We start from the raw sequence: 23,993 nt of genomic DNA, 5'->3' as shown, positions 1-23,993 counted from the left end.
AAGCCGGTAAAGTCCTGCGCTTCGTTTCTCTTGCCTTCGCGGCAGCGCCGCCGCGATCGCCCTGACCCCACTCGCATCGGCTGCGCTCCTATGAAGCGAACGCACTTGCATGGTTTGTCACGGCTCGGCTGCGTCGTCGTTTGCCTGGCGCTCACCGCCTGCGAGCGTGCGGACTCCCAGCCCAGCGGCGGCAGGCCCCCGCCGGAAGTGTCGGTGGTCGAGGTACAGCCGCGCGATCTGCCGGCCGCTTACGAATACGTGGGCCAGACTGCCGGATCGCGCGATGTCGAAGTGCGCGCGCGCGTGACCGGCATTCTGCTCAAACGCAACTATCGCGAGGGCGCGGCTGTGAAGCGCGGTCAATCGTTGTTCACGATCGATCCGGCGCCGTTTCAGATCGCACTGCAAAGAGCGGACGCGGAGCTGGCCGCGGCCGAGGCACGCCTCGATCAGGCCCGGCGCAACAGCGCACGGCTCAAGCCGCTCGCCGAGGCGAAGGCCGCGAGCCAGAAGGACTACGACGATGCGGTAGCGGCCGAGCGCATTGCCAGCGCGGACGTGAAGCTCGCGCATGCACGCCTGGCCGAAGCGAAGCTGAACCTGGAGTGGACGCGGGTGGAAGCCCCGATCGCCGGCCTGACCAGCCGCGCGAGCCAATCGGAAGGCACGCTCGTATCGGGGCCGAATGTGCTTCTCACCACGATCACGCAGGTCGATCCCATCTGGGTCACGTTCGGCATCCCGGAGCGCGAGCATCTGGCGATTCGGAAGGCCGTCGACGAGGGGCGGCTGAAACTGCCCGGCGGCAGCGGGTTCGACGTGAAAGTGCGGCTCTCCGACGGAGCCGAGTACGCCCCGAAGGGCCGGCTCGATTTCACCGACGTGCGCCTGAATCCCGCCACCGGCACCACCGAAACGCGCGCCGAGCTTCCGAACCCAGGTGGGCGGCTCAGGCCCGGTCAGTTCGTGCGCGTCGTCCTGAGCGGCGCCATGCGTCCGAATGCGATCGCCGTGCCGCAGCGCGCGGTGCTCGACGGACCGCAAGGCAAGTTCGTCTATCTGGTCGACGCGCAAAGCAAGGTCGAGATGCGTTTGGTCGAAGTCGGCGACTGGCAAGGCGATGACTGGATCATCCACAAGGGGCTCGCGACGGGGGACAAGGTGATCGTGGCGGGCCTGATGAAGATCGGCCCGGGAGCGCCGGTGCGCATCGCGAGCCCGGACGCCACCAAACCCGGCGCACCCAAGCCGCCGGCCGAACCGTCACCCGCAAAGAAATAGCGCCATGCTCTCGCGTTTCTTCATCGATCGCCCGATCTTCGCGGCGGTGCTCTCGATGTTCATCGTGCTGGCCGGGCTCGCCGCCATGCGCGTGCTGCCGATCGCGCAGTATCCGGAGATCGCGCCGCCGGTGGTGACCGTCACCGCAACCTATCCCGGCGCTTCGGCCGAGGTGCTGGAGCAGACGGTCGCTGCCCCGCTGGAGAACCAGATCAACGGCGTCGAGCGCATGATCTACATGAGCTCGAGCTCGGGCTCCAACGGCGTCGTGCAGATCCAGGTGACGTTCGACATCGGCACCGACGTCGATCAGGCCGCGGTCGCCGTCAACAACCGGGTGAAGCAGGCCGAGCCGCGCCTGCCCTTGGAGGTACGTCGCCTCGGGGTGATGGTGGAAAAGGGTTCGTCCTCGTTCCTGCAGGTGCTCGCCTTTTATTCCCCGGACGGGCGCTTCGACGATCTCTACACCAGCAACTACGTCACGCTCAACGTGCTGGACGAGATGAAGCGCCTGCAGGGCACGACCAACGTGCAGATTTTCGGCGCCAAGGACTACGCCATGCGCATCTGGGTGCGGCCCGATCGCCTGACGCAGCTCGAGCTCACCACGGTCGATCTCATCAACGCGCTGAACGAGCAGAACGCCCAGTTCGCCGTCGGCAAGGTCGGCGCCGCGCCGACCAGCGGGCCGCAGGAGCTGGTCTACACCGTGAGGACCAAGGGCCGGCTGTCGGAACCGCGCGAGTTCGAAGAGATCATCGTGCGCGCCAATCCCGACGGCTCGACCTTGAAGTTGAAGGACGTGGCGCGGGTGGAGCTCGCATCCAAGGACTACGAGTTCATCGGCCGCATCAACGGCCAGCCGGCCACCCTCATGGGCATCTTCCTGCTGCCCGGCGCCAATGCGCTCGAAGTCGCGCAGAAGGTGCGCGATACCATGCAGGAGCTCTCCACGCGCTTTCCGGCCGGCCTCGCCTATTCGATCCCGTACGACACCACGCGCTTCGTCGAGGTGTCGATCCGCGAGGTGCTGTTCACGCTCGGCGAGGCGATGATCCTCGTGTTCCTGGTCGTCTTCCTGTTCCTGCAGAAGTGGCGCGCGACGCTCATTCCGATCGTCGCTGTGCCGGTGTCGCTGATCGGCACCTTCGCCGGTTTGCTCGCGCTCGGTTACTCGATCAACACGCTGACGCTGTTCGGCATGGTCCTCGCCATCGGCATCGTGGTCGACGACGCCATCGTCGTGCTGGAGAACGTCGAGCGCATCATGCGCGAAGAGGGTTTGTCGGTGCGCGAGGCGGCGATCAAGGCGATGCACGAGGTCACCGGACCCGTGATCGCGATCGTGCTGGCGCTGTGCGCGGTGTTCGTCCCGATCGCGTTCTTCGGCGGCCTCACCGGCGAGCTGTATCGGCAGTTCGCGGTGACGATCTCCATCGCGGTGGTGATCTCGGGCCTGGTGGCGCTCACGCTCACCCCGGCGCTGTGCGTGCTGCTGCTCAAGCACGGCAGCGGCGAGCCCAACCGCTTCTTCCGCGGCTTCAATCGCTGGTTCGGACGCGTGACGGATCGCTACGAAAACGGCGTCGCCTGGATGATCCGTCGCGGCGCCGTCGGCCTGCTGCTCTTTGCCGGCATGGTCGCGATCACCGCGTGGCTGTGGCGCCTCACGCCCGGCAGCCTCGTGCCCGACGAGGATCAGGGCTTCTACATCGCGGCCGTGATCCTGCCCGACGGCGCGACCTTGGAGCGCACCGACAAGGTGGTGGCCGAGGTGCTCGAGGTCATCCAATCCAATCCGGCCAACGAGGACGCGGTCGCCTTCACCGGCTTCGACTTCATCGGCGGCGGATTTCGCAACAACGCCGCCACCATCTTCGTCACGCAGAGGCACTGGGACGAGCGCAAGGGTATTGCCACACCGCAGCTGGTGGGCGAGCTCTTCATGAAGACGGCGCACATCAAGGAGGCCCTGGTGCTGGCGTTCGCGCCGCCGCCCATCTTCGGCCTGGGGACGGCAGGCGGCTTCGAGTTCTACATTCAGAATCGAGGCGAGGGCGGTCCGGATCGCATGGCGCAGGTCATGCAGCAATTCCTTGCCAAGGCCAACAGCGAGCCGATGCTGGCCGGCGTGCAGACGCTGTGGCGTGCATCGGTGCCGCAGCTGTACGTCGACCTCGACCGGACCGCGGCCAAGGCACGCGGTATTGCGCTGGACGACCTGTACAGCACGCTCGCCGCCACGATGAGCAGCTACTACGTCAACGACTTCAACCGCTTCGGGCGCACCTGGCAGGTGTTGATGTCGGCCGAGCCCGCCTACCGCATGCGCCCGGACGCGATCGGCGAGATTTACCTGCGCTCGGTACGCGGTGAGATGGTGCCGCTGTCCGCGCTCGCCGACATCCGCTTCACCGCGGGTCCCGACACGCTCGACCGCTTCAACAACCGCCCGGCCGTGAAGCTGATCGGCCAGGCGGCTCCGGGTGTGAGCTCCGGCCAGGCGATCCAGGTGGTCGAGCGAATCGCATCCGAAGTGCTGCCGAGCGAATTCAGCTACGACTGGGGCGGCGCCTCGTATCAGGAAAAGCGCGCAAGCGGCGCCTCGACGCTCGCGCTCGGCCTGGGCGCATTCATGGTGTTCCTGATCCTGGCCGCACAGTACGAGCGCTGGTCACTGCCGCTGTCGGTGCTGCTGGCGATGCCGTTCGGCACCTTCGGCGCGCTGGCCGCCGTGCATCTGCGCGGGCTCACCAACGACGTCTATTTCCAGATCGGACTAGTGACGCTGCTGGGACTCGCGGCCAAGAACGCGATCCTGATCGTCGAGTATGCGATCTACAAGAAGAACGAGGGCATGACCGCGTCGGCCGCCGCCATCGAAGCCGCGCGCCTTCGCTTCCGGCCGATCCTCATGACCTCGCTTGCGTTCATCCTGGGCGTGCTGCCGTTGGCGATCAGCACCGGCGCGGGTGCGGGCGCGCGCCACTCGGCGGGCACCGGCGTGATGGGCGGCATGATCGCGGCCACGTTTCTCGCGATCTTTTTCGTGCCGTTGTTCTTCCGCGTGCTGATCGACCGCAAGCTCGTCGAACGGCGTTCCACCGACGAGCTGAAGGCCGAGGTCGCGCACGTGCGCGACGTCGCCCATAAAGCAACCGACCTTCCGCATGTGCGCCCGCATTGACGTTCGCGCACCGCTGCGCAGCGCCGCCGTCGCGTTGGCCGCGTGCGTGCTGGCCGGCTGCCTGCCGAAGGCCGCCGAGACAGTGAAGCCGGCACTCGAGATGCCGGCCGCATGGCAGGCGCTTCCGGCCGATGGACGCGCAATCACGGTGGCCGACTGGTGGAACGTCTACGGCGATCCGGTGCTCGAGCGCCTGGTCGACGAAGCGCTGGCGCAAAGCACCGACATCGCCGCGGCCGTGGCACGTGTCGACGAAGCACGTGCGCTGGTCGCGGTAACCGAAGCCGACCGCCGGCCCGTAATCGATGTGACCGCGGACGCGGATCGCAGCCGGATTTCGCGGCGCACGGGGGCCCTGCCGCCGGGCAGCCCGGTCGAGCGCAACAATTACCGCCTTGCGCTCAATGCCTCCTACGAGCTGGACCTGTGGAATCGCCTGCGCAACGCGACCGAGGCTGCGCGCGCCGAGCTGCTCGCCGCGCAGGCCGCACGCGACACCGTGCGCATCGCGGTCGCGGCATCGGTGGCCCAATCGTACTTCACGCTGCGCGCGCTCGACCTGCAAATCGCGACCACACAGCGCACGATCGATGTGCGCGAGCGCGCGCTCGAGCTGCAGCGCAAGCGCGTCGAAGCGGGCGTATTGGCCGAGCTCGATCTGCGCCAGGTGGAAGCGGAGCTTGCCGCCGTGCGTGCGCAGCTGCCTCCGCTGATCGGCGGCCGGGAGCGGGAAGAGGCGGCGCTGGCCGTCCTGCTCGGGCGCTCGCCGCGAGCCATCATGGCCGAGGTGGTGGCCGCGCAGGGCGACGCCGATCTCGGTCTGATCGCCCCGGTTGTCCCGGCCGGCGTTCCTTCTGAGCTGTTGCTGCGGCGGCCCGACATCGTCGAGGCGGAGCGGCGGCTGGCGGCAGCGAACGCCCGGGTCGCCATTGCGCGCGTCGCGCACTTTCCTTCCATCGCGCTGACCGGCTATCTCGGCACCGAGAGCGCGGCGCTGGGCGGTCTGTTCTCCGGCCCCGCCGGCATCTGGCAGTTGGCGGCTGCGCTGGCGCAGCCGATATTCGCCGGCGGCCGCCTCGATGCCGAGCTCGAAGCCGCCAGTGCACGCGAACGCCAGATGCTCGCGCTTTACCAGGGCGTGATTTAGGCCGCGTTCCGCGACGTTCGCAGTGCGCTCGCAAGCCAGACGCAGGCGCGTGCAAGTTTCGACGCGGAGCAGGCGCGCGTGCGCGCGCTCGCCGAAACCGTGCGCCTCGCGCGCCTGCGCTACGAAGGTGGGCTTGCGAGCCAGCTGGAGCTGCTCGATGCGCAACGCAATCTCCTGGCCGCCGAGCTGAACCGCATCGAAGCGTTACGCGCGCATCGGGTCGCTATCGCCGCCCTGCTGCAGGCGTTGGGCGGCGGCTGGGAAACGCCCCCCGTCGCCCCCGCGGAAGCGGGGGCCCAGGCGAAGTAAACGCTTCTGGATTCCCGCCTCCGCGGGAATGACGTGCTTCAAGCGAAAGCGCGCTTCGCGCAAGACGCAACGCAGTCGCAACCTCTTCTTCGTTACTTCGGACGCGCGGAGAAAAATTGCGCGAGCGTGTATTCGTCGGTGCGGCCCGGATAGCGCAAATCCGAGCGCATCGCCCAGGTGGCGACCTGATGATGCAGCAGAATGACGGCGTAATCCTTCACCGCAATCGCCATGGCGGCCTTGGCGAGCGCCTCGCGCCTGGCCTGATCGACCGTTCCCAGCGCCTGTTCGACCGCGCGATCGAGTTGCGCATCGGAATAGCCGCCCCAGTTCCAGCTGCCCAGGCCTTTCTCCGCTGAAGGCGTGGCGACCAGCGAGCGCAACGCGAGATCGCCGGCAAAGGAGCCCCAGCCGAGCAGCGCGACGCCGAAATCGCCGTTGCGAGCCTTGGTGAAATAAGTTGCGGCCGGCAGCGCCTCGACCCGCACAACTTGCACGCCGATCCGGGCCCACATCTGCGCGACCGTCTGCGCCACCTGCTCGTCGTTGATATAGCGGTTGTTCGGCGTCGAAAGCGTCAGGCGAAAGCCTTCGGGATAGCCGGCTTCGGCGAGCAACTGCCGCGCCGCCTTCGGATCGAAGGGCGGCGGGCGAAGCGAAGCGTCGTGCGCGAACACGGGCGGCGCCACCAGGTTGCCGGCAGGCACGGCGAGCCCCTCCATCACCTTGTCGACCAGCGCCTTGCGGTCGATCGCGGCCGACAGCGCCGCGCGCACGCGCCGGTCGCGAAACGGATTGCGTGCGAGCGGCTTGCCGTTTGCGTCCGTAGCGCCAGGGGGAGCGTCGCGGTATTGGTCGAGATGCAGGAAGATCGTGCGCCACGAGACCTTGCGTTCGATGCGCAGGCGCTGATCGCGGGCGATGCGCGCGACATCGCTGGTCGGGATGTTCTCGATCGCATCGACGTCACCGGCGAGCAGCGCCGCCATTCGCGCCGCGTCCTGCGACAGGATGCGCAGCGTCACGCGCGCCCACGCCGGCTTGTCGCCCCAGTAGGTATCGTTGCGCACCAGGTCCACGCGGTTGCCGCGGGCGAACGATTCCAGCCGGAACGGCCCGGTGCCGACGGCCGCACGCCCGGCATTGAAATCCTCGGTGCCTGCGTCCCCCACGGCGCGCGAGACGATGAAAATGGAATTCAGATCCTGCGGCAGCACCGCGTGCGGCTTGGCCGTCTTGAAGCGGATCGTGTGCGGATCGACGATCTGGATTTCGCGGATTGCGCGCACGAAGCCGCCGAACTGCCCGCCCTTGTCGGCCAGGGCGGCCGCGCGCCGGATGGAGAACTCGACATCGCGCGCGTCGAACGGCGAGCCGTCGTGGAAGCGCACACCTTTGCGCAGCACGAACTCCCAGTTCGTGTCGTCGAGCGCACGCCACGACGTGGCAAGGCCCGGGATGAGACGCGTATCCGCGTCGACGTTCGCCAGCGCATCGAACACGTGCCAGGCGACGGCATTGTTGGGCGCGATGTTGGCGTAGTGCGGATCGAGCGCCGTAACGTCGGCCGCCATGCCGATGCGCAGCGTCTGGGCCATCGCCTGCAGGGGCAACGCAGCCAGCACGGTCGCGCACAGCGCAGCCAGCCCGCGCAACCAATGCCGAAACGGCGGGCGCAGGAGAGGATCGGGTCGCGTCATGGCCTTCGTCCTTTCGGAGAAATCGGCGCGCAATTTGGGTGGTGCAAAGCGCGTGGTGCAAAGCCTCGAGCGCGCGGCATACGGCAGCGGCGTCCAATCAGGTCAGGGACTTGGCGGCTGCCGGCTGCGGCCAGTCTAGCATCCGCGCCCGCGCGTTCCGCCGGCCCGACCCCCGGGTGTATCATCGAAGCACTCTCCTTCGGCCGGTGGTTCACATGCTCGAGTGGCAATTTCCCTATACGTCCCAGCGCATGCCCGTGCTGGCCTCCAACATCGTCGCCACCTCGCAACCGCTGGCCGCCCAGGCCGGTTTGCGCATACTGGCTGCGGGCGGCAACGCGGTCGATGCCGCGCTGGCTACCGCGATGACATTGACCGTGGTGGAGCCCACCAGCAACGGCATCGGAGCCGACGCCTTCGCACTCGTCTGGGACGGCAAGCAACTGCATGGCCTGAACGCATCGGGCCGCTCGCCGGCGGCGTGGAGCCCGAAACGGTTCGCGGGCTCGAGCGCGATCCCGAAGCGCGGCTGGGACTCGGTCACGGTGCCAGGGTGCGTTTCCGCCTGGCGCACGCTATCGGAAAAATTCGGCAAGCTGCCGTTCGCGGATCTGGCGCAACCGGCCATCCGCTACGCCGCCGACGGCTATCTCGTGAGCCCGACCATCGCGCGGCTATGGGCAAGACAGGCGCCCGACCTGGCCGATCAACCGGGCTTTCGCGAGGCGTTCATGCCGCGCGGGCGTGCGCCGCAGGCGGGGGAATTGTTCCGCCATCCCGAACAGGCGCGCACGCTCGCGCTGATCGCCGAAAGCCGCGGCGAAGCGTTCTATCACGGCGAGCTCGCCGAGCGCATGGTCGCGCATTCGAAGGAAAACGGCGGCGCATTGTCGATGGAGGATCTCGCGAGCCACCAGGCCGATTGGGTGGCGCCGATCGGGATCGACTATCGCGGCTACCAGGTGCACGAGATCCCGCCCAATGGCTGGGGCATAGCCTGCCTGATGGCGCTCGGCATGCTGGAGAATTTCGACATGGCGAGCCTTGCGCCCGAATCGGCGCAGTCGCTGCACCTGCAGGTCGAAGCGATGAAGCTCGCGTTCGCCGATGCGCAACAGCATGTCGCAGATGCTGCAGCCATGCGCGTGAGCACAGCTGCGCTGCTCGACAAGGCCTATCTCGCGCAGCGCGCCAAGCTGATCGACCGATCGTGTCCAGGCACGCCAACCTTCGGTGCGCCGCGCGGCGGCACGGTGTACCTCACCACCGCCGATGCCTCCGGCATGATGGTGTCGTACATCCAGTCGAACTACCAGGGCTTCGGCTCCGGAGTCGTAGTTCCAGGAACCGGCATCAGTATGCAGAACCGCGGCATCGGCTTCGTGCTCACCGAAGGCCACGTCAACCAGGTGGGCCCGCGCAAGCGTCCGTTCCATACCATCATCCCGGCGTTCATGACGCGGGGCACCGAGCCCGTGATGGGATTCGGCGTGATGGGAGGCTACATGCAGGCGCAGGGTCACCTGCAAATGGCGCTGCGGCGGGTGGACCACGGGCAGAATCCGCAGGCGATGATCGACGCGCCGCGCTGGCGCGTGGACGGATCGGTCGTGAATGTCGAGGAAGCGATGCCGCAACAAGCGATCGAAGCCTTGCAGCGTCTGGGCCATTCGGTCGTGGTCGCCGAGCGCTTCGATACCGACTTCGGCCGCGCGCAAATCATTCTGAAGACCGAAGGCGGCTACGTCGGCGCATCCGAATGGCGCACCGACGGCCAGGCGGTCGGTTTCTAGATTCTTCCGGAGCAGGGCAATGTCCGAGCACCGCATACAGACGATCTGGCAGCGAACGTCTGCCGACTTCACCTACGCCAGCTACAACCGCGATCACGAATGGCGCTTCAAGAGTGCAGTGACGGTCGGCGCTTCGGCCTCGCCGCAGTACAAGGGCAACCCCGATCTGCCCGATCCGGAGGATGCATTCGTCGCCGCGCTGTCGAGCTGCCACATGCTCACCTTCCTGGCCGTCGCCGCCAAGCACGGCTTCGTGGTGGATCGCTACGAGGACGCCGCGGTCGGATATCTGGAGAAGAATGCGCAAAGCAAGCTCGCTATCACGCGCGCGGAGCTCAGCCCGCGCATCGTATTTGCCGGCGAGCGCCAGCCCGATGCCGAGATGCTGCGGCGGATGCACGACGAAGCGCATCACGGCTGCTTCATCGCCAACTCGGTTTCGACCCAGGTGAGTGTCAAGGAACAGGCGTCGGGCTGATTGCGGCGCATCGCCGACGAGCGCGCTTCGCGGCCGCGATGCCCACAAGGAGGCAACACGCATGGCCGGTAACGGCACATTCGATGCGTTGAGCTGGCGCCCGACCCTCGCCGGGCGCGAATGCGCCGTGGCGAGCGGCCATTATCTCGCTACCCTCGCCGCGCAACGCGTCCTGGACGCAGGCGGCAATGCGATCGATGCCGGCGTCACGGCTGCCATGGCGCTCGCCGTGCTGCAACCGGACATCGTCAGCTTCGCCGGCGTGGCGCCGACGCTGATCTACCTGGAAAACGAAGCGCGCGTCGTCAGCCTCGCCGGGCTCGGCTATTGGCCCGCAGCCACCGATGTCGAGCGACTGCGTCGCGAAGGCGGCGAAGCCGTTCCCGAAGGCATCCTGCGTACCGTGCTGCCGGCCGCGCCCGCCACGCATATCGAGGCGCTGCGCCGTTGGGGAACGCTCTCGTTCGAGCAAGCCGTCGGCCCCGCGTTCGAGCTCGCACGGCAGGGCTTCTATCTCTATCCCTTCCTGCATTACGGCATCGAATCGCACGCGGCCGACTTCGATCGCTACCCGGAGAACCGCAGCATCTTCCGTCCCAACGGGCAGACCCCGGCGGTGGGAAGCCTTCTGCGCCAGGAGAACCTCGCTCGTACGCTGTGGCGCCTGATCGAAGCCGAGCGCGCCTGCCGCGGCGACCGGGATGCGAAGCTGCGCGCGGTGCACGCGTGCTTCTATCGCGGTCCGATCGCCGCCGACATCACCGAGTTTCATGCGCGCGCAGGCGGATTCCTCACGCGTACCGATCTCGCTTCCTTCGAAGTTCCGGTCGAGGATCCGATCGCCTGTCGCTACAAGCATTACACCGTGCATTCGTGCGATACCTGGTGCCAGGGCATCGTCCTGCTCGAAGCGCTGAAGATCCTGGAGGGCATCGATCTTCCTGCGCTGGGCTTCAACAGCAGCGCCTACGTCCACACGGTGGCCGAGGCGCTGAACCTCGCCTTTGCCGATCGGGAAGCGTACGTCGGCGACCCGAAATTCGTCGCCGTGCCGGTGGCCGGGTTGCTCAGCGACGACTACGCGGGCAGCCAGCGCAGCCGGATCGATCCCGAGCGGGCGTTCGGTGCGATGCCCCAGCCCGGATTGCCGCCTGGTGCGTCGGCGCAGCGCACAGCGGCGCTGCGCCACGCACACGGCAAGGTGCCGGCCCCGGCGGATACCAGCTACGCCTGCACCGTGGATCGCTTCGGCAATGCATACTCGGCCACGCTGTCCGATACCAGCTACGACAATCCGATGGTGCCCGGCATGGGCCTGTCGATCAGCTCGCGCGGCAGCCAGTCACGGCTCGAGCCCGATCATCCGGCTTGCGTCACGCCGGGAAAACGGCCGCGCCTGACGCCGAGCCCGGCGCTCGCGCTTCGTGACGGCAAGTTCTTCATGGCGTTCGGTACGCCGGGCGGCGATATCCAGAGCCAGGCGATGCTGCAGGCATTCCTGAACGTCACCGAGCTCGGCATGCCATTGCAGCGGGCGATCGAAGCGCCGCGTTTTGGCACGTTCAGTTTCCCGAATTCGTTTGCGCCCCATGCCTACCTGCCGGGACGCCTGTGCGCGGAAAGCCGCATCCCGGAAAGTTGCCTTGCGGACCTGGAGCGGCTGGGGCACAACGTCGAGCGTTGGGGTGCGGCCGTCTGGCTCGCGGGCGCCGTGTGCGCCGTGCGCCGCGATCCGGACACTCGCTTGCTGCACGCGGGCGCGGACCCGCGCCGCGAGGCCTACGCGCTCGCCTGGTAAGCGAATGGGAAGCCCGCGTTCGGCATCTTCCGCGCCCGCCATGTTGCGCGCGCCCAGCCGGGTCGACGGTTCCCGTCGCGGGCGCTCGCGCCCACGTTATCGCGTGATCGCCGAGCGCCTGCTGGCCGAGATCGCGAGCGGCAAGCACGCTGTCGGCACGTTGCTGCCGACCGAGATCGAGCTGTGCGCCCGCTTCCGCGCCAGCCGCTATACCGTGCGCGAGGCGCTGCGCGTCATCACCGAGAAAGGGCTGGTCACGCGCCGGCCGGGCGCGGGATCCATCGTGATCGCGGCCGCGCAACCCTCGGTGTACACGCAGACGCTCAATTCGCTCGGCGAGATCCTGAGCTATCCCTCGGAGACGTACCGCGACGGCAGCACGACCGCGAACGTCGTGGCGGACCGGCGGCTCGCCGCCCTGCTCGGCTGTCCGGTCGGGACGCGCTGGTTTCGCATCAGCGGCGTGCGCCGCTCCGGAGGAATCGCGCTTCCGCTCGCGTGGCAGGACATCTACATCCTGCCGCCCTTTGCCGGCGTGGTGCGCTCGCCGAACCTCGACCGCGAGCCCGTCTACGCGCAGCTCGAGCGCATGTTCGGCCAGACCACCGAGTGCGCGCGCCTGCAGCTTTTTCCCAGCCGCGTGCCGCGAAAGATCGCGCCGCTGCTGGAAGTGAAGACGGGCACGCCGGCGATCACGATCATCCGGCGCTACATCGACAGGGACGCGCGCAACTTCGAGACCACGGTGACCATTCACCCCGAGGGACGCTTTACGTACTCGATGGAATTCCGCCGCGAGCTGCGCGCGCCGCGCTGAGCAAGCAACCTCCCAGCCGACGTGACGCGCAAACTGTTCGCCGTCACAGCCGGCCATGCGAACCTGGCGATGCAGCCGCGGCTCGGCGTGATGGTGGATGAAGACTGCGTGCGCCGCTGCGCCATCGGACAGCCTGCGCGCCGCAGCCTGGATTCCCGCTTTCGCGGGAATGACGCCTCAGGGGCGGATGGCGGGCGTCTTAGTGGTGATGGCCGCCAGGGCCGTGCGCGTGCCCGTGCGTCAGTTCCTCGCTGGTCGCCGGACGCACCGACAACACCGTGCAGCGAAAGTCGAGCGTCTTGCCGGCATAGGGATGATTGCCGTCGACATCGACCTGATCGCCTTGTACGGCCGTGATGGTATAGACGCGAGTCTCGCCCGACTCCGCGCCGGTGCCTTCGAAGCGCATGCCGACCGCGATATTGGCCGGGAACGCCGATCGCGGTTCGCTGCGTTTCAGGCTCTCGTCGTACTCGCCGAAGGCGTCGTCGGGCTCGAGTGTCACCGCAACCTCGGCGCCCTCGTCCAGCCCTTCGAGTCTTTCCTCCACGGCCTCGAACATGCCGGAATAGCCGCCGTGCAGATAGCCCACCGGCTCGTCGCTTTTTTCCAGCACCGCTCCTTCGGCATCGCTCATCTCGAAGTTCAACGACACCACCGTGTCCTTCTGGATCTTCATGGTCGGCTCACTTTTTCATTCGGCGCAAGAGCTCCAGGACCTCGTGCGCGTGTCCGGCCGCCTTCACGCCGTAGAGCACGTGACGCAGCACGCCCTGCCGGTCGATGATGAAGGTCGAGCGCGAGATTCCCACCCGGCGCACACCCTCGACTTCCTTTTCCTGCAACACGCGGTATTGCTCGCAGACTTCCGAATCCGCGTCCGAGAGCAGCCGCAGCGACAGACCGTGCTTGTCGCGGAAGGCGCCGTGCGACAGGCAGTCGTCGCGGCTCACTCCCAGTACGACCGTGTGCAGCTCGGTGAATTCGTTCTCGAGATCGGAAAAATCGATCGCCTCGCGCGTGCAGCCGGGCGTGTCGTCCTTCGGATAGAAATAGAGCACGACGTTGCTCTGAGCGCGAAAATCCGCAAGGCTCACCATCTCCATGTCCGCATCAGGAAGCGTGAACTGCGGTGCAGGTTGCCCGGCCCGAAGCTGCATAGGCTGAATCCTTTCGACCGATCGCCTCGCGCGAAGAATCGGGCAACAGTATAAACCTTTTGCGTGCGCGGAAGCCTCGCACGAAACTGCTGCGTGCACACAAACCTCGCACCAACCTGTTGCGTGCGCATAAAAGCCGCGCACCGATCTGTTGCGTGCGCATAAAAGCCGCGCACGGATCTGTTGCGTGCGCATAAAAGCCGCGCACGGAGCGCGCCCCGGAGAACGCGCGCGATCGCGGCCGCTATAATCGCGTGGCGACGAACAAGCGTAGCGCCAGTTCCGCTGTCGCGAGATGCCGCGCGCACGGCGTGCATGCGGATGGCTGACGAGGCCGATGTGAACATGCGCGGGCACGAATGGATGAGCGAGGGCACGGCAGGCGCGCTCACGGCAGCGCGTTTCCTGCGCACCTATTGGCAGAAAAAAGCGCTGTTCGCGAGATCCGCGCTCACCGAAGTCGCACAACGATTCGAGCCCGCGATGCTGATCGAGCTCGCGAGCCGCGACGACGTCGAATCGCGCCTGGTGCGCCGAGAAGGCAAACGTTGGAGCGTCGAGCACGGTCCGTTCCCGCGCCGGCGGCTCGAGCGCCTGCCTGCGCGCGGCTGGTCGCTGCTCGTGCAAGGCGCGGATCTGCATCTGCCTGCGGCGCGCGCACTGATGGACCGGTTCGACTTCATTCCGTATGCGCGCCACGACGACGTGATGCTGAGCTTGTCTCCCCCGGGGGGTGGAGTCGGCGCGCACTTCGACTCCTACGACGTATTCCTGGTGCAAGCTCTTGGCTGCCGGCGCTGGCGCATCGGGCGCCAGCGCGATCTCGCGCTTCAGCCTGACGCTCCCCTGCGCATCCTGAAATCGTTTCGCCCCGAGCGCGAGTACGCGGTCGAGCCCGGGGATGTCCTGTACCTGCCGCCGCGCTATGCGCACGAAGGCGTGGCCACGACCCAGTGCATCACCTGCTCGGTCGGCTTTCGTGCGCCGAGCCGGCAGGAGATCGCGACCAGCTTCCTGCAATGGCTGCCGGACAGGCTCACACTGACCGGGCGCTATCGCGATCGCGAAACGACGTTGCCGAAGCACCCGGCACAGATCGGCACTTCCATGGTGCGCGAGATCGAAGCGATGCTGGCCGCCGTTCGCTGGTCGCGCGCCACCGTCGAGCAATTCGCCGGCGAGCAGCTGACCGAGCCCAAGGCGCAGGTCTGGTTCCGCGCGCCGGAGCGCATCGTACCGTTCGCGCGCTTCCTCGCACATGCGCGCGCGCACGGCGTTCGGCTCGCGGCTTCCACGCGGATGCTGTTTCGCGGCGATCGCCTGTTCGTCAACGGCGAGTGCGTTCGTATGCCGCCCTCGGCGCGCGCCGCGCTGATTGCCTTGGCCGACGAACGCGCGGCCCTGCCGTGGCGCAGCCGTTCGCTGCAGGCTGCGCGACAAATGCACGAATGGTATCGAGCCGGTTATGTCGAGCTCGCCTGAAACCCCGCACGACGGCGAACACGGGGCCGCGCTGTTGCGCGACGAGCAGCCGCTTTCCGGGGTCAGCGCCTACGAAGCGGCGATCGACAAGCTGATCGGCATGGCGCTCGGCCGCATCCGGATCTTCGATCGGAGCCTCCATCGCGCTCACAACGCGCAAGCGCGCACCGACGCTCTGCGCCGGTTTCTGCTCGCCGACAAGGCGAACCGAGTCGCCATCGTGGTGCACGATGCCGACCGCATACGGCTCGATTGCCCGCGCCTGGTCGCCTTGCAGCGCTACTTCGCCCATGCCGTAAGCATCCACCGCACACAGCCGATCGCGCGCGGCGTCTACGACCCGTTCTGCGTCGTCGACGGCAGCCACTATGCCCGCCGCTTCCACTTCGATAATGCACGCGGCATTCTGGTCCTGAACGATGCCGACGGCGCGGGCTTGCTGGTGCAGCGCTTCGAGGAGATCTGGGAGGCGTCGCAGCCCGCTGTGACCGGTACAACACTGGGTCTATGATGCGAATGCGCTTGCCCGATTTTCGTTGCAGCAGATCATACGGTACGTGCTAGACTGTACGCATTTGCCGTAGAAGCTGTGATGATCGGGCAATACGCTGCTTCGATTGTCATTCACAAATTAGGAGAAACGATGAACCGCACCATGATCGCTGGCGCCGTACTTGCATTGTTCCTGGCCGGCTGTGGCGAGCAGTCTGGCGACAAGCCCGCGTCCGCACCCGCTCCTACGACAACGGCACCAGCCACTCCTGCGCCGGCGGCCGACCCGGCAACCGCGCCCGCCGCGCCGACCACCAGCGCTCCAGCGGCCGATGCCAGCGCGCCCGCGGGGGCTCCGAGCACCGCGGAGTCCAAACCCTCCGATAGCGCCACCTCCGCCGGCCACCCGATGGATCCCAAGTCGCCTGCGCTCGAGACCACGCCTTCCTACACTGCGGAAGAATCCAAGCAGATGGCCAAGGATGCCGCGGACAAGACCAAGGAGATGGCGAAGGACGCCAAGGAAGCGGTCACGGATGCCATGAAGAAGTAACGTCTTCCGGGATTCACCCACACAAGCCGGCCCCTTGGCCGGCTTTTTGCAGGCGTCAATCCAGGCAGACCCAGTCGAATCCCTGGTCCTGGTGCGCGACCGAGACGGCCGCCGTGGCGCCCGTTCCCAGCGCCTGCGCGAGAGTCGCCTGGACCAGTTCCGGATGGTTGTTGGTTTCGGACAGGTGAGCGCCGATCACGTGACGCAGGCGCGAACGGTCCAGCGCCGCGAGCAGCTCGGCGGCATCCTCGTTGCGCATATGACCGAAGCGCGAGCCGATGCGGGCCTTGAGCGACGGCGGATATGGCCCGTCGCGCAGCAGCGCGGCATCGTAGTTGCACTCCAGCACGAGCGCCGAGCAGCCGGAGAGCACCGTGCGAATATGGGCGGTCGGGACCCCGACATCGGTCAATACGCCGAGCCGATGACGGCCGTCGTCGAAAACCACCTGGGCCGGCTCGCGCGCGTCGTGCGGAACGGGAAACGGCTCCACGGTGAGCTCGCCCAGCTTGAAAGCCGTATGGGGGTCGAACGCGCGGCAATCCACGTCGTCGAAGCGCGACCCGGCAGCCGCCCGCGTGCCGGGCGTCATGTAGACCGGAATGCAGACGCGCGCAGCGAAGCGCGCCACCCCGCCGATATGGTCGTCGTGCTCGTGCGTGACGACGATGGCGTCGATGTCCTCGGCCGCGCAGCCGAGCCTTTGCAGCCGCGCGACCGTCTCGGCGAACGAGAAGCCGCAGTCGAGCAGCACGCGCTTGCCGCCCGCCTCCACCAGCAAGGCGTTGCCGCGACTGCCGCTACCGAGCGAGGCGAAGCGCATGGCGATCAGCCCGGCCTGCGCCTGCGAGCCAAGGCGCGGCAGCGCGGCGCGTACTCGGGCGAACCGGGGCATGCAGGCATGACCTGCTCGGCGCAGATCGGCAGGGTGACGCGAACACTCGAAGGCTGCGGGGAGATGCTCGCCCGGCGCCCTTCACCGCTCATTTGAGCTGCTCGTAGAGCAGCGTCAGGATGCGGTTGGCCGTCGCCGAGCGGTCGAGCTTGCCTTCCATGTCCAGCACGTTCACTTCCGAGCCGTTGGCCGCATCCTTGACCGCGATGCGGTACTGCGCTTTGCGGTTCTTGGGATCGTCATCGTCGCGCCAGAAGGCGAGCTTCGACAGCAGACCCGTGGACTTCTTGCTGCGGGCATCGGCGTCCGGGTCGACGTAGCGCACGAAGTACAGACCCTTGGAGCGGTCCCGATCCTCGACCGTGAAGCCGACCCGGTCCAGTGCGAGCCCCACCCGCCGCCAGGCACGGTCGAACGGGTCTTCGATGGTGAGACGCCCAGCGCCATCGGCGGAGCGCGTGATCTGCGCCTTGGGGTTGGGGTTGGCGCTGGCGCGCTGCAGATCGGCTTGCGCGCGCGCCTCCTGCACACCGAAGCGCACCATCAAGCGGCGCAGCATCTCGGCTTCCAGGTCCGGATCGGCCGGGCGCGGCTGCCACATGGTTTTCTCGTCGCCGATGGCCGAGTTCGCGAACACTTCGATCATGCCGCGATGACTGATGTAGATCTCCGTCGTCTTGCCGTTGACGCCGCGCTCCAGGCGGGTGCGAAACTTGTCGCGCTCGGCCGTGGAGGACACGCTCCCGAACAGCTTGCCGAGTGCGCCGCGAATCACGCCGTCATCGATCCGAGCGCGGCTTTCGGCCCAGTCGGTCTCCATCACACCCGCCTCGGGCACCTCGAGGTTGACCAGGAAGCCGATCTCCTGCCAGAACGCCTTCACCGTGGGCCACAACGCATCCGGGTTGGCCTCGACCACCAGCCAGCGCTGCGTGCCCGCGCGCTCGATGTGCGCGTTGCTCACCTTCGGCAGGATGTCGGAATTGGTCGAGACCTGCTTGGCCGATCGCTCCCTGGAATAGGCCGAGTAGGTTGCGCTGCCCTTGGGGTTGATGTCCGGAACGGCGAAACGGTCGTCGGTCGTAGGACGCGTCAGGTCGGGCGGGATCTCGAGCGGTGGCAATTGTCCGGCGCTCTTGTAATCGACCTTACGCGAGTCGAGCATGCCGTCCAGCGACGAACACCCCGCGGCAACCGACGCAACGGCGATGATCACAGCGGCAATCGACTTCATAGAACTCTCGAAGCGGCTCGGAGAAGAGCCTGTGAGACGCGCATTCAAGCGATGAGTTCCGCCTGGCGCATGGCGTTGCGCACGACATCGTGGCAACTGGTGGAGAGCGGCGTGAGGGGGAGACGAATGCCCGGCTCGATCAGACCGAGCTCGCGCACCGCCCATTTCACGGGTATCGGACTGGGCTCGACGAACAGCGCCTTGTGCAGCGGGATCAGCCGCGCGTTCAGCTCGCGGGCGCGACGCGTGTCACCAGCAATGGCAGCCACGCACATCTCGTGCATCAGCCGCGGCGCCACGTTGGCCGTCACCGAAACGACGCCATGGCCGCCGACCAGCATGAGCGCCAGCCCCGTTCCGTCGTCGCCGCTGTAGATGGTGAAACGTTCCGGCGCGTTACGGACGAGATCACAGCCGCGCTCGATATTGCCGGTCGCGTCCTTCACACCCACGATATTCGGAATGCGGGCCAGTCGCAGCAGCGTGCCGTTGGAAAGATCGGCCACTGTGCGCCCGGGTACGTTGTATACGATCTGCGGAATGTCGACGGCCTCGGCGATCGCCTTGAAGTGCAGATACAGCCCCTCCTGCGTGGGCTTGTTGTAGTACGGGACGACCGACAGGCTCATGTCCGCGCCCGCCTCCTTCGCGTACGCGGAAAGCTCGATCGCCTCGCGGGTGGAGTTGGCGCCGGTGCCTGCGATCACGGGGACACGGCCGGCCACGTGATCCACCGCGGTCTTGATGAGCAGCCGATGCTCGTCCCAGTCGACCGTAGGCGACTCACCGGTCGTTCCGACCACGACGATGCCGTCGGTGCCCTCGTGCACATGGAAGTCGATCAGGCGCCGGAACCGTTCCAGGTCCAGGCTGCCGTCCTCGTGCATGGGCGTTACGATAGCGACCAGGCTGCCGGTGAGCATGGGTCTCTCGCTTGAAAGGTGGCTATTCTATCGCATCGTTTCGGCGCACGGACCGCGGGACTCGACTTGGACAAGCCTGCGGCCGGGCTACTCGGAAGCGCCTCGTTGCGCAGTGCTTCTCTGCGCAGTGCTTCTCTGTGCGCAGATTCGCTGCACCATGGCCCGCTTCGGCACCTCGACTTCCAGGTCCTCGTAGGCCAGCACGCGCAGCCGCCCTCGCACCGCATCGAGCAGCTCGCCGGGCCTGAGCAGGAAATCCGGGTTGGTTGGACGGCCGAAACGCTCGTTGCCGGCAGCGAACGTTTCGTAGATGAGCACGCCGCCCGGCGCGACGGCGGCAACCAGCAAAGCAAGCAAGGGCCGATGCAGATAGTTGGTAACGACCACGCCAGCGAACGCTTCGCCCGGGTAAGGCCAGCTGCCCGCCTCGATATCGGCGACGCGGGTACGGATGCCGGCGACGCCCTTGAGCCCGCTCATCGCCGCCGCATCGCGATCGACCACTTCCACCGGGTGACCGAGCGCGGCGAGCAGCCGGGCATGCCGGCCGGAACCCGCCGCCAGGTCGAGCACCCGCCCGCCGCGGGGAATATGGTCGGCCCAACGGCGCACCCAGACCGAAGGCCCTGGTGCGGCGTGATTCGTATCGGCTGCAGTCATTCGCTCGTCTCGCCAGTCGCGCCCGCAACCATCGGCAATGCCATCGGCAGCGCGGGCACGCCGCTATTATAGAAACCGGCGCAGGCGCACCGTCTAGAAACCGGCGCAGGCGCCTGTCGCGCCCGCAACCATTCTCGACCACGATTGGAACACCGATTTGAGAATAGCGCTCCTGGTCTGCTCCTTGACCCTCGCCTTGGCAAGCCCGGCCGCGCGCGCTGCCGATGCGCCGGCGGGTGAATTCCGCGATTGCCTCGCGCAGATCCGCACCGAGGCGATGAACAAGGGCGTGCGCGCGGAAACATTCGATACCGCGCTGGCGACGATCGAGCCCGATCCGAGCGTGCTCGAGGCGATGAGCTTCCAGCCGGAGTTTCGCTTGTCGATCTGGGATTACCTTGCCGGCCTGGTCGACGAGCAGCGGATCGCCGACGGCCGCAGCAAGCTGCAGCAATGGGAGGCGACGCTCGCCAAAGCGGAACAACAGTTCGGCGTCGACCGCTACACGATCCTCGCGGTTTGGGGAGTCGAGTCGGATTACGGGCGCGTCATGGGCACGCGTCCGCTGCTGCGCTCGCTCGCAACCGTCGCCTGTTTCGGTTCGCGGCAGCGGTTCTTTCGCGGCGAGCTCCTCGACACGCTCAAGATCGTCCAAAGCGGCGACCTGACGCCTGACATGCTGACCGGCTCCTGGGCGGGCGCTTTCGGCCAGACCCAGTTCATGCCATCGACCTATCTGCGCCTCGCGGTCGATTTCGACGGCGACGGCCGCCGCGACATCGTCGCCTCGGTGCCCGATGCGCTCGGCTCGACCGCGAACTATCTGCGCCGGGCGGGCTGGGTGACTGGCGCCCCTTGGGGATACGAAGTGCGGCTGCCGGCGGGCTACAGCGGACCCTCCGGACGCCGCCAGAAGCAAAGCCTCGCGCAGTGGTCGGCGCTCGGCATTCGGCGAATCGACGGCGCCGCGCTCACCGGTGCGGGCGCGGCGGCACTGCTGCTCCCTGCTGGAGCCGCGGGCCCGGCATTTCTCGCCTTCAAGAACTACGACGCGATCTATTCCTACAACGCCGCCGAGTCGTACGCGCTCGCCATCGCGCATCTATCCGATCGGCTGCGCGGCGCCGGCACGTTCCAAACGCCCTGGCCGACCGACGATCGCGGCCTGTCGCGCACCGAGCGGCGCGAAGTACAGGAGCACCTCATCGGCCAGGGGTTCGACATCGGCAATGCGGATGGCATGATCGGACCGAAGACGCGTGAGGCGATTCGCGCCTATCAGTCGGCGAACGGCTTGCCGGCGGATGGTCGGGCTGGCGGTCGCGTGCTGGACCATCTGCGTGCGGCGACCCGGGCGCGCGCCCGCTAGACGGCTTGCGTCGCCGAGCGCGCCATGCGCCGCAGCTCGGGCAGGCACGATCCGCACGAAGTGCCGCAGCGCAGCGCGGACTGGATGTCTTCCACGCTTGCGCCGGCATCGAGCTTCGCTTCGATCTCGGCTTGCGATACGTCGAGGCAATTGCACACGATCCGGCCGCGCCTGCGCGCCTGCGCACCCACCGGCGGCGATTCGAACGGACCCAGCATCCAGCGCCGCAGCGCGTCCGCCGGGCGTGCGTCCAGCAGCGTTTCCCGCAGCCAGTCGGCGGCGGCCAGATCCCCGCACAGCCGAAAGCCGTGCAGGCGGCCGTCCGCGAGCAGCGCCTGCTTGGCGATATTGCGGCGCGCATCGGTATAGGACGCGCACGCTTCCGCGGACAAGTCCAGGCAGGCGTCGATCTGCGCGATCCGCTCCGGGGCAATCGGCTGGTCGTGCGCGACGCGCAGGGCGACCGCGGAGCGGTCGTGGCCGAGCAATCCAGCATAGGCGTAGGCGAAACCGGCCAGCAGCGGTTGCAACCGGTCGAGCCATGCGAGCACCTGCTCGGCATCGCCGGGGGCCGCGGCCCGCACCGCGAGCAGATTCCACGGCAGCACGGCTTTGTCCACCTGGATGGCGGCGTGCTTGAGCTCGGGCTGCTTCGAGAACGGGTCGAAGGCCGCGAGCGTCAGCTCGTTGATGCCGGCATGCGAGAGATGGCGCGCACCGAAATGCATGGGCACGAACACCTGTCCGGGGTACATCTCGGTCGATGCTTCGACCTCGAGCAAGACACGCCCGCGCCGGCTGCTCAACCAGGCGAGATCTCCGCTGCGCAACCCGCGCCGCGCCATGTCGTCGGCATGCATCGAGGCTACCGGCTGCGGCGCATGGCCGAACAGGCGCGCGGCCCGCCCGGTACGGCTCATGCCGTGCCACTGATCGCGCAGGCGCCCGGTCGAGAGCCGCAACGGATGGCGCGCATCGATCGGCTCGGCGACGGTGCGCGGTTCGATCGCGACGAAGCGCGCGCGCCCGCTGGGCGTCGCGAAGCGGGCGTCGCCGTAAAGCCGTGGCGTTGCGGCGCCCTCGCGATACGGCCACTGCTGCGGCCCATCGCGATCGAGCACTTCATAACTCAGGGCCGAGATGTCGAGGTCGCGCCCGCGGGTGCTCGCCGCGTGCTCCACGAACACGTCCTCGGGCTTGTCGTAGGCAAACAGCGCCGCAGCATCCTTGCCGATCCGCGCACCGAGCCGCAAAGCGAAGTCGCAGCCGATGCGCCAATCGGCTCGCGCCTCGCCCGGCGCTTCGATCGCCTTGCGCACGTGCGTGATGCGCCGCTCGGAGTTGGTCACCGTGCCTTCTTTTTCGCCCCAGGTCGCCGCCGGCAGAAGCAGGTCGGCGAAGGCAGCTGTCTCGGTGGTCGCGAATGCCTCCTGCACCACCACGAACTCGGCGTGAGTCAGTGCCTCGCGAATGCGGCTTTGGTGCGGCATCGATTGCGCCGGGTTGGTGCAGGCAATCCACACCGCCTTGATCTCTCCCGAGCCCAGCGCATCGAACATTTCGACCGCGGTTCTTCCCGGGCGCTCCGGCACCGCCTCCACGCCCCAGAAGCGCGCGATCCAGGCGCGATCGGCGGCATCGGCAAGGCTGCGATGCGCGCTCATGAGGTTCGCCATGGCGCCCACTTCGCGTCCGCCCATGGCGTTCGGCTGGCCGGTGAGCGAGAGCGGTCCGGCGCCGGGACGCCCGATCTGTCCCGTGGCCAGGTGCAGGTGAATCAGCGCGGCGCTGTTGTGCGTGCCGTGCGTGGACTGGTTCAGGCCCTGGCACCACATCGACAGCGCCGCTTTCGCCTGGCCGAACCAGCGCGCCGCCGTCACGATGGCGTCCGCGGGCAGCCCGCAGATCTGGCTGGCGGTGACCGGCGTCGTCTCCCGCACGGCATCGCGCAGGACGTCGAAGCCCTCGGTGTGCGCGCGCACGAACGCCCAATCGATGAGCCCCTCCCACAGCAGAACGTGCAGCATCGCGTTCAGCAAGACGAGATCGGTACCGGGCAGGATCGGCAGGTGCAAGTCCGCACCCTGCGCGGTATCGGTACGACGCGGATCGACCACGATCAGCCGCAGCGCCGGATTGCGTGCCTTGGCTTGCTCCAGGCGCTGGAACAGCACCGGATGCGCGAACGCGGGATTCGCACCCCAGACGAGCACGCAATCGGCGTGGTCGATATCCTCGTAGCATGCCGGCTGCGCGTCCGCGCCCAGCGTCAGCTTGTAGCCCGCCACGGCCGAAGACATGCACAGGCGCGAATTGCTGTCGAGGTTGTTGGTTCCGATCAGTCCCTTGGCGAGCTTGTTGAAGACGTAGTAGTCCTCGGTCAGGAACTGGCCGGAGACATAGAAGGCCACTGCGTCGGGACCGTGCGCCGCGATGATGCGACCGAAGGTCGCGGCGGCCGTATCGAGCGCGGCATCCCAGCCAACGCGGGCACGGGGCTCGGAGCGATTGCGGCGCAGTTGCGGATACAGCGCCCGTCCCTGCCGCGTTGCCGTCAAGTGCAGGGTCGCGCCCTTGCTGCACAGCATGCCGTGGTTGGCCGGATGATCGGGATCGCCGCGCACGCCGTGAATGCGGCTGCCGTCATGCTCGATGACAAGCCCGCAGCCGACGCCGCAATAGCAGCAGGTAGAGCGTGTCTCGACCATCGCCAGC

20 protein-coding genes are annotated in these 23,993 nt (G+C 67.4%); 12 read left to right on the top strand and 8 right to left on the bottom strand.

The annotated features are described in order from the left end of the window. The first annotated feature begins 90 nt into the window (after window positions 1-90). The 4 genes from GEV05_06625 to GEV05_06610 all read left to right on the top strand — a co-directional run bounded on the left by GEV05_06625 (window position 91) and on the right by GEV05_06610 (window position 5,924). Window positions 91-1,281, top strand: a complete 1,191-nt coding sequence (locus tag GEV05_06625; protein MPZ43063.1) for an efflux RND transporter periplasmic adaptor subunit — start codon at window positions 91-93, stop codon at window positions 1,279-1,281. 4 nt (window positions 1,282-1,285) lie between these two features. Then, window positions 1,286-4,468 carry a multidrug efflux RND transporter permease subunit gene (locus GEV05_06620; GenBank protein ID MPZ43062.1) on the top strand — a complete coding sequence of 1,061 codons (3,183 nt, stop codon included), beginning with the start codon at window positions 1,286-1,288 and terminating at the stop codon, window positions 4,466-4,468. Further along, window positions 4,452-5,615 (top strand): efflux transporter outer membrane subunit, encoded by a 1,164-nt coding sequence (locus GEV05_06615; protein MPZ43061.1) that lies wholly within the window; start codon window positions 4,452-4,454, stop codon window positions 5,613-5,615. Before GEV05_06620 ends, GEV05_06615 begins: the two co-directional genes overlap by 17 nt. 78 nt (window positions 5,616-5,693) lie before the next feature. Beyond that, the gene (locus tag GEV05_06610; GenBank protein ID MPZ43060.1) at window positions 5,694-5,924 is read left to right on the top strand and encodes a hypothetical protein; all 231 of its coding nucleotides are present in this window, start codon (window positions 5,694-5,696) and stop codon (window positions 5,922-5,924) included. 92 nt (window positions 5,925-6,016) lie between these two features. Here the strand turns inward: GEV05_06610 and GEV05_06605 are convergent, their stop codons facing one another. Continuing rightward, a complete protein-coding gene (locus GEV05_06605) occupies window positions 6,017-7,624 on the bottom strand; it encodes an ABC transporter substrate-binding protein (protein ID MPZ43059.1) in 1,608 nt (535 codons plus the stop codon). Window positions 7,625-7,875: 251 nt separating this feature from the next. Here GEV05_06605 and GEV05_06600 point away from each other — a divergent pair, with 251 nt between their 5' ends. From GEV05_06600 to GEV05_06585, 4 genes are all read left to right on the top strand, one after another. After that, entirely contained in the window at window positions 7,876-9,417 is a 1,542-nt protein-coding gene (locus GEV05_06600) for a gamma-glutamyltransferase (protein ID MPZ43058.1), read from the top strand. 19 nt (window positions 9,418-9,436) lie between these two features. Next, a complete protein-coding gene (locus GEV05_06595) occupies window positions 9,437-9,895 on the top strand; it encodes an OsmC family peroxiredoxin (protein MPZ43057.1) in 459 nt (152 codons plus the stop codon). Window positions 9,896-9,956: 61 nt separating this feature from the next. Next, a complete protein-coding gene (locus tag GEV05_06590) occupies window positions 9,957-11,693 on the top strand; it encodes a gamma-glutamyltransferase family protein (GenBank protein ID MPZ43056.1) in 1,737 nt (578 codons plus the stop codon). Between the two features lie 4 nt (window positions 11,694-11,697). Then, a complete protein-coding gene (locus tag GEV05_06585) occupies window positions 11,698-12,510 on the top strand; it encodes a GntR family transcriptional regulator (protein ID MPZ43055.1) in 813 nt (270 codons plus the stop codon). Window positions 12,511-12,709: 199 nt separating this feature from the next. On the opposite strand, the gene GEV05_06580 is transcribed toward GEV05_06585, so the two are convergent. Both GEV05_06580 and GEV05_06575 read right to left on the bottom strand, forming a co-directional pair. Beyond that, window positions 12,710-13,189 (bottom strand): peptidylprolyl isomerase, encoded by a 480-nt coding sequence (locus GEV05_06580; GenBank protein ID MPZ43054.1) that lies wholly within the window; start codon window positions 13,187-13,189, stop codon window positions 12,710-12,712. A 7-nt stretch (window positions 13,190-13,196) separates the two neighbouring features. Beyond that, window positions 13,197-13,670 (bottom strand): redoxin domain-containing protein, encoded by a 474-nt coding sequence (locus GEV05_06575; protein MPZ43053.1) that lies wholly within the window; start codon window positions 13,668-13,670, stop codon window positions 13,197-13,199. Between the two features lie 315 nt (window positions 13,671-13,985). Between GEV05_06575 and GEV05_06570 the strand changes: the two genes are divergently transcribed. The 3 genes from GEV05_06570 to GEV05_06560 all read left to right on the top strand — a co-directional run bounded on the left by GEV05_06570 (window position 13,986) and on the right by GEV05_06560 (window position 16,197). Continuing rightward, entirely contained in the window at window positions 13,986-15,152 is a 1,167-nt protein-coding gene (locus tag GEV05_06570) for a cupin domain-containing protein (GenBank protein ID MPZ43052.1), read from the top strand. Then, window positions 15,136-15,663, top strand: coding sequence for a hypothetical protein (locus GEV05_06565; GenBank protein ID MPZ43051.1), 528 nt, complete (start codon window positions 15,136-15,138; stop codon window positions 15,661-15,663). Before GEV05_06570 ends, GEV05_06565 begins: the two co-directional genes overlap by 17 nt. A gap of 81 nt (window positions 15,664-15,744) precedes the next feature. Next, the gene (locus GEV05_06560) at window positions 15,745-16,197 is read left to right on the top strand and encodes a hypothetical protein (GenBank protein ID MPZ43050.1); all 453 of its coding nucleotides are present in this window, start codon (window positions 15,745-15,747) and stop codon (window positions 16,195-16,197) included. A gap of 55 nt (window positions 16,198-16,252) precedes the next feature. Here the strand turns inward: GEV05_06560 and GEV05_06555 are convergent, their stop codons facing one another. From GEV05_06555 to GEV05_06540, 4 genes are all read right to left on the bottom strand, one after another. Then, window positions 16,253-17,020 (bottom strand): MBL fold metallo-hydrolase, encoded by a 768-nt coding sequence (locus tag GEV05_06555; GenBank protein ID MPZ43049.1) that lies wholly within the window; start codon window positions 17,018-17,020, stop codon window positions 16,253-16,255. Window positions 17,021-17,180: 160 nt separating this feature from the next. Beyond that, window positions 17,181-18,326 carry an outer membrane protein assembly factor BamC gene (bamC, locus tag GEV05_06550; protein MPZ43048.1) on the bottom strand — a complete coding sequence of 382 codons (1,146 nt, stop codon included), beginning with the start codon at window positions 18,324-18,326 and terminating at the stop codon, window positions 17,181-17,183. 44 nt (window positions 18,327-18,370) lie between these two features. After that, window positions 18,371-19,249 carry a 4-hydroxy-tetrahydrodipicolinate synthase gene (locus tag GEV05_06545; protein ID MPZ43047.1) on the bottom strand — a complete coding sequence of 293 codons (879 nt, stop codon included), beginning with the start codon at window positions 19,247-19,249 and terminating at the stop codon, window positions 18,371-18,373. A gap of 87 nt (window positions 19,250-19,336) precedes the next feature. Then, a complete protein-coding gene (locus GEV05_06540) occupies window positions 19,337-19,909 on the bottom strand; it encodes an SAM-dependent methyltransferase (protein MPZ43046.1) in 573 nt (190 codons plus the stop codon). Window positions 19,910-20,066: 157 nt separating this feature from the next. Between GEV05_06540 and GEV05_06535 the strand changes: the two genes are divergently transcribed. Next, window positions 20,067-21,278, top strand: a complete 1,212-nt coding sequence (locus GEV05_06535; GenBank protein ID MPZ43045.1) for a lytic murein transglycosylase — start codon at window positions 20,067-20,069, stop codon at window positions 21,276-21,278. On the opposite strand, the gene GEV05_06530 is transcribed toward GEV05_06535, so the two are convergent. Next, window positions 21,275-23,986, bottom strand: a complete 2,712-nt coding sequence (locus GEV05_06530) for a molybdopterin-dependent oxidoreductase (protein ID MPZ43044.1) — start codon at window positions 23,984-23,986, stop codon at window positions 21,275-21,277. The two genes, GEV05_06535 and GEV05_06530, sit on opposite strands and share 4 nt — an antisense overlap. Between the last annotated feature and the right edge of the window lie 7 nt (window positions 23,987-23,993).

The organism is Betaproteobacteria bacterium, from assembly GCA_009377585.1.
Lineage (GTDB): Bacteria > Pseudomonadota > Gammaproteobacteria > Burkholderiales > WYBJ01 > WYBJ01.
The sequence above is the reverse complement of the archived record's forward strand: the minus strand, read 5'-3'. Positions and strand labels throughout refer to the sequence as shown.

What these genes read in the sequence shown, in the direction of transcription:
- GEV05_06555 (MPZ43049.1), bottom strand. Translation starts at nt 17,020, where the DNA reads ATGCGCTTCGCCTCGCTCGGTAGCGGCAGTCGCGGCAACGCCTTGCTG.
- GEV05_06560 (MPZ43050.1), top strand. Translation starts at nt 15,745, where the DNA reads ATGATCGGGCAATACGCTGCTTCGATTGTCATTCACAAATTAGGAGAA.
- bamC (MPZ43048.1), bottom strand. Translation starts at nt 18,326, where the DNA reads ATGAAGTCGATTGCCGCTGTGATCATCGCCGTTGCGTCGGTTGCCGCG.
- GEV05_06580 (MPZ43054.1), bottom strand. Translation starts at nt 13,189, where the DNA reads ATGAAGATCCAGAAGGACACGGTGGTGTCGTTGAACTTCGAGATGAGC.
- GEV05_06570 (MPZ43052.1), top strand. Translation starts at nt 13,986, where the DNA reads ATGCGGATGGCTGACGAGGCCGATGTGAACATGCGCGGGCACGAATGG.
- GEV05_06615 (MPZ43061.1), top strand. Translation starts at nt 4,452, where the DNA reads ATGTGCGCCCGCATTGACGTTCGCGCACCGCTGCGCAGCGCCGCCGTC.
- GEV05_06620 (MPZ43062.1), top strand. Translation starts at nt 1,286, where the DNA reads ATGCTCTCGCGTTTCTTCATCGATCGCCCGATCTTCGCGGCGGTGCTC.
- GEV05_06585 (MPZ43055.1), top strand. Translation starts at nt 11,698, where the DNA reads ATGGGAAGCCCGCGTTCGGCATCTTCCGCGCCCGCCATGTTGCGCGCG.
- GEV05_06625 (MPZ43063.1), top strand. Translation starts at nt 91, where the DNA reads ATGAAGCGAACGCACTTGCATGGTTTGTCACGGCTCGGCTGCGTCGTC.
- GEV05_06540 (MPZ43046.1), bottom strand. Translation starts at nt 19,909, where the DNA reads ATGACTGCAGCCGATACGAATCACGCCGCACCAGGGCCTTCGGTCTGG.
- GEV05_06600 (MPZ43058.1), top strand. Translation starts at nt 7,876, where the DNA reads ATGCCCGTGCTGGCCTCCAACATCGTCGCCACCTCGCAACCGCTGGCC.
- GEV05_06530 (MPZ43044.1), bottom strand. Translation starts at nt 23,986, where the DNA reads ATGGTCGAGACACGCTCTACCTGCTGCTATTGCGGCGTCGGCTGCGGG.
- GEV05_06545 (MPZ43047.1), bottom strand. Translation starts at nt 19,249, where the DNA reads ATGCTCACCGGCAGCCTGGTCGCTATCGTAACGCCCATGCACGAGGAC.
- GEV05_06595 (MPZ43057.1), top strand. Translation starts at nt 9,437, where the DNA reads ATGTCCGAGCACCGCATACAGACGATCTGGCAGCGAACGTCTGCCGAC.
- GEV05_06590 (MPZ43056.1), top strand. Translation starts at nt 9,957, where the DNA reads ATGGCCGGTAACGGCACATTCGATGCGTTGAGCTGGCGCCCGACCCTC.
- GEV05_06605 (MPZ43059.1), bottom strand. Translation starts at nt 7,624, where the DNA reads ATGACGCGACCCGATCCTCTCCTGCGCCCGCCGTTTCGGCATTGGTTG.
- GEV05_06575 (MPZ43053.1), bottom strand. Translation starts at nt 13,670, where the DNA reads ATGCAGCTTCGGGCCGGGCAACCTGCACCGCAGTTCACGCTTCCTGAT.
- GEV05_06565 (MPZ43051.1), top strand. Translation starts at nt 15,136, where the DNA reads ATGTCGAGCTCGCCTGAAACCCCGCACGACGGCGAACACGGGGCCGCG.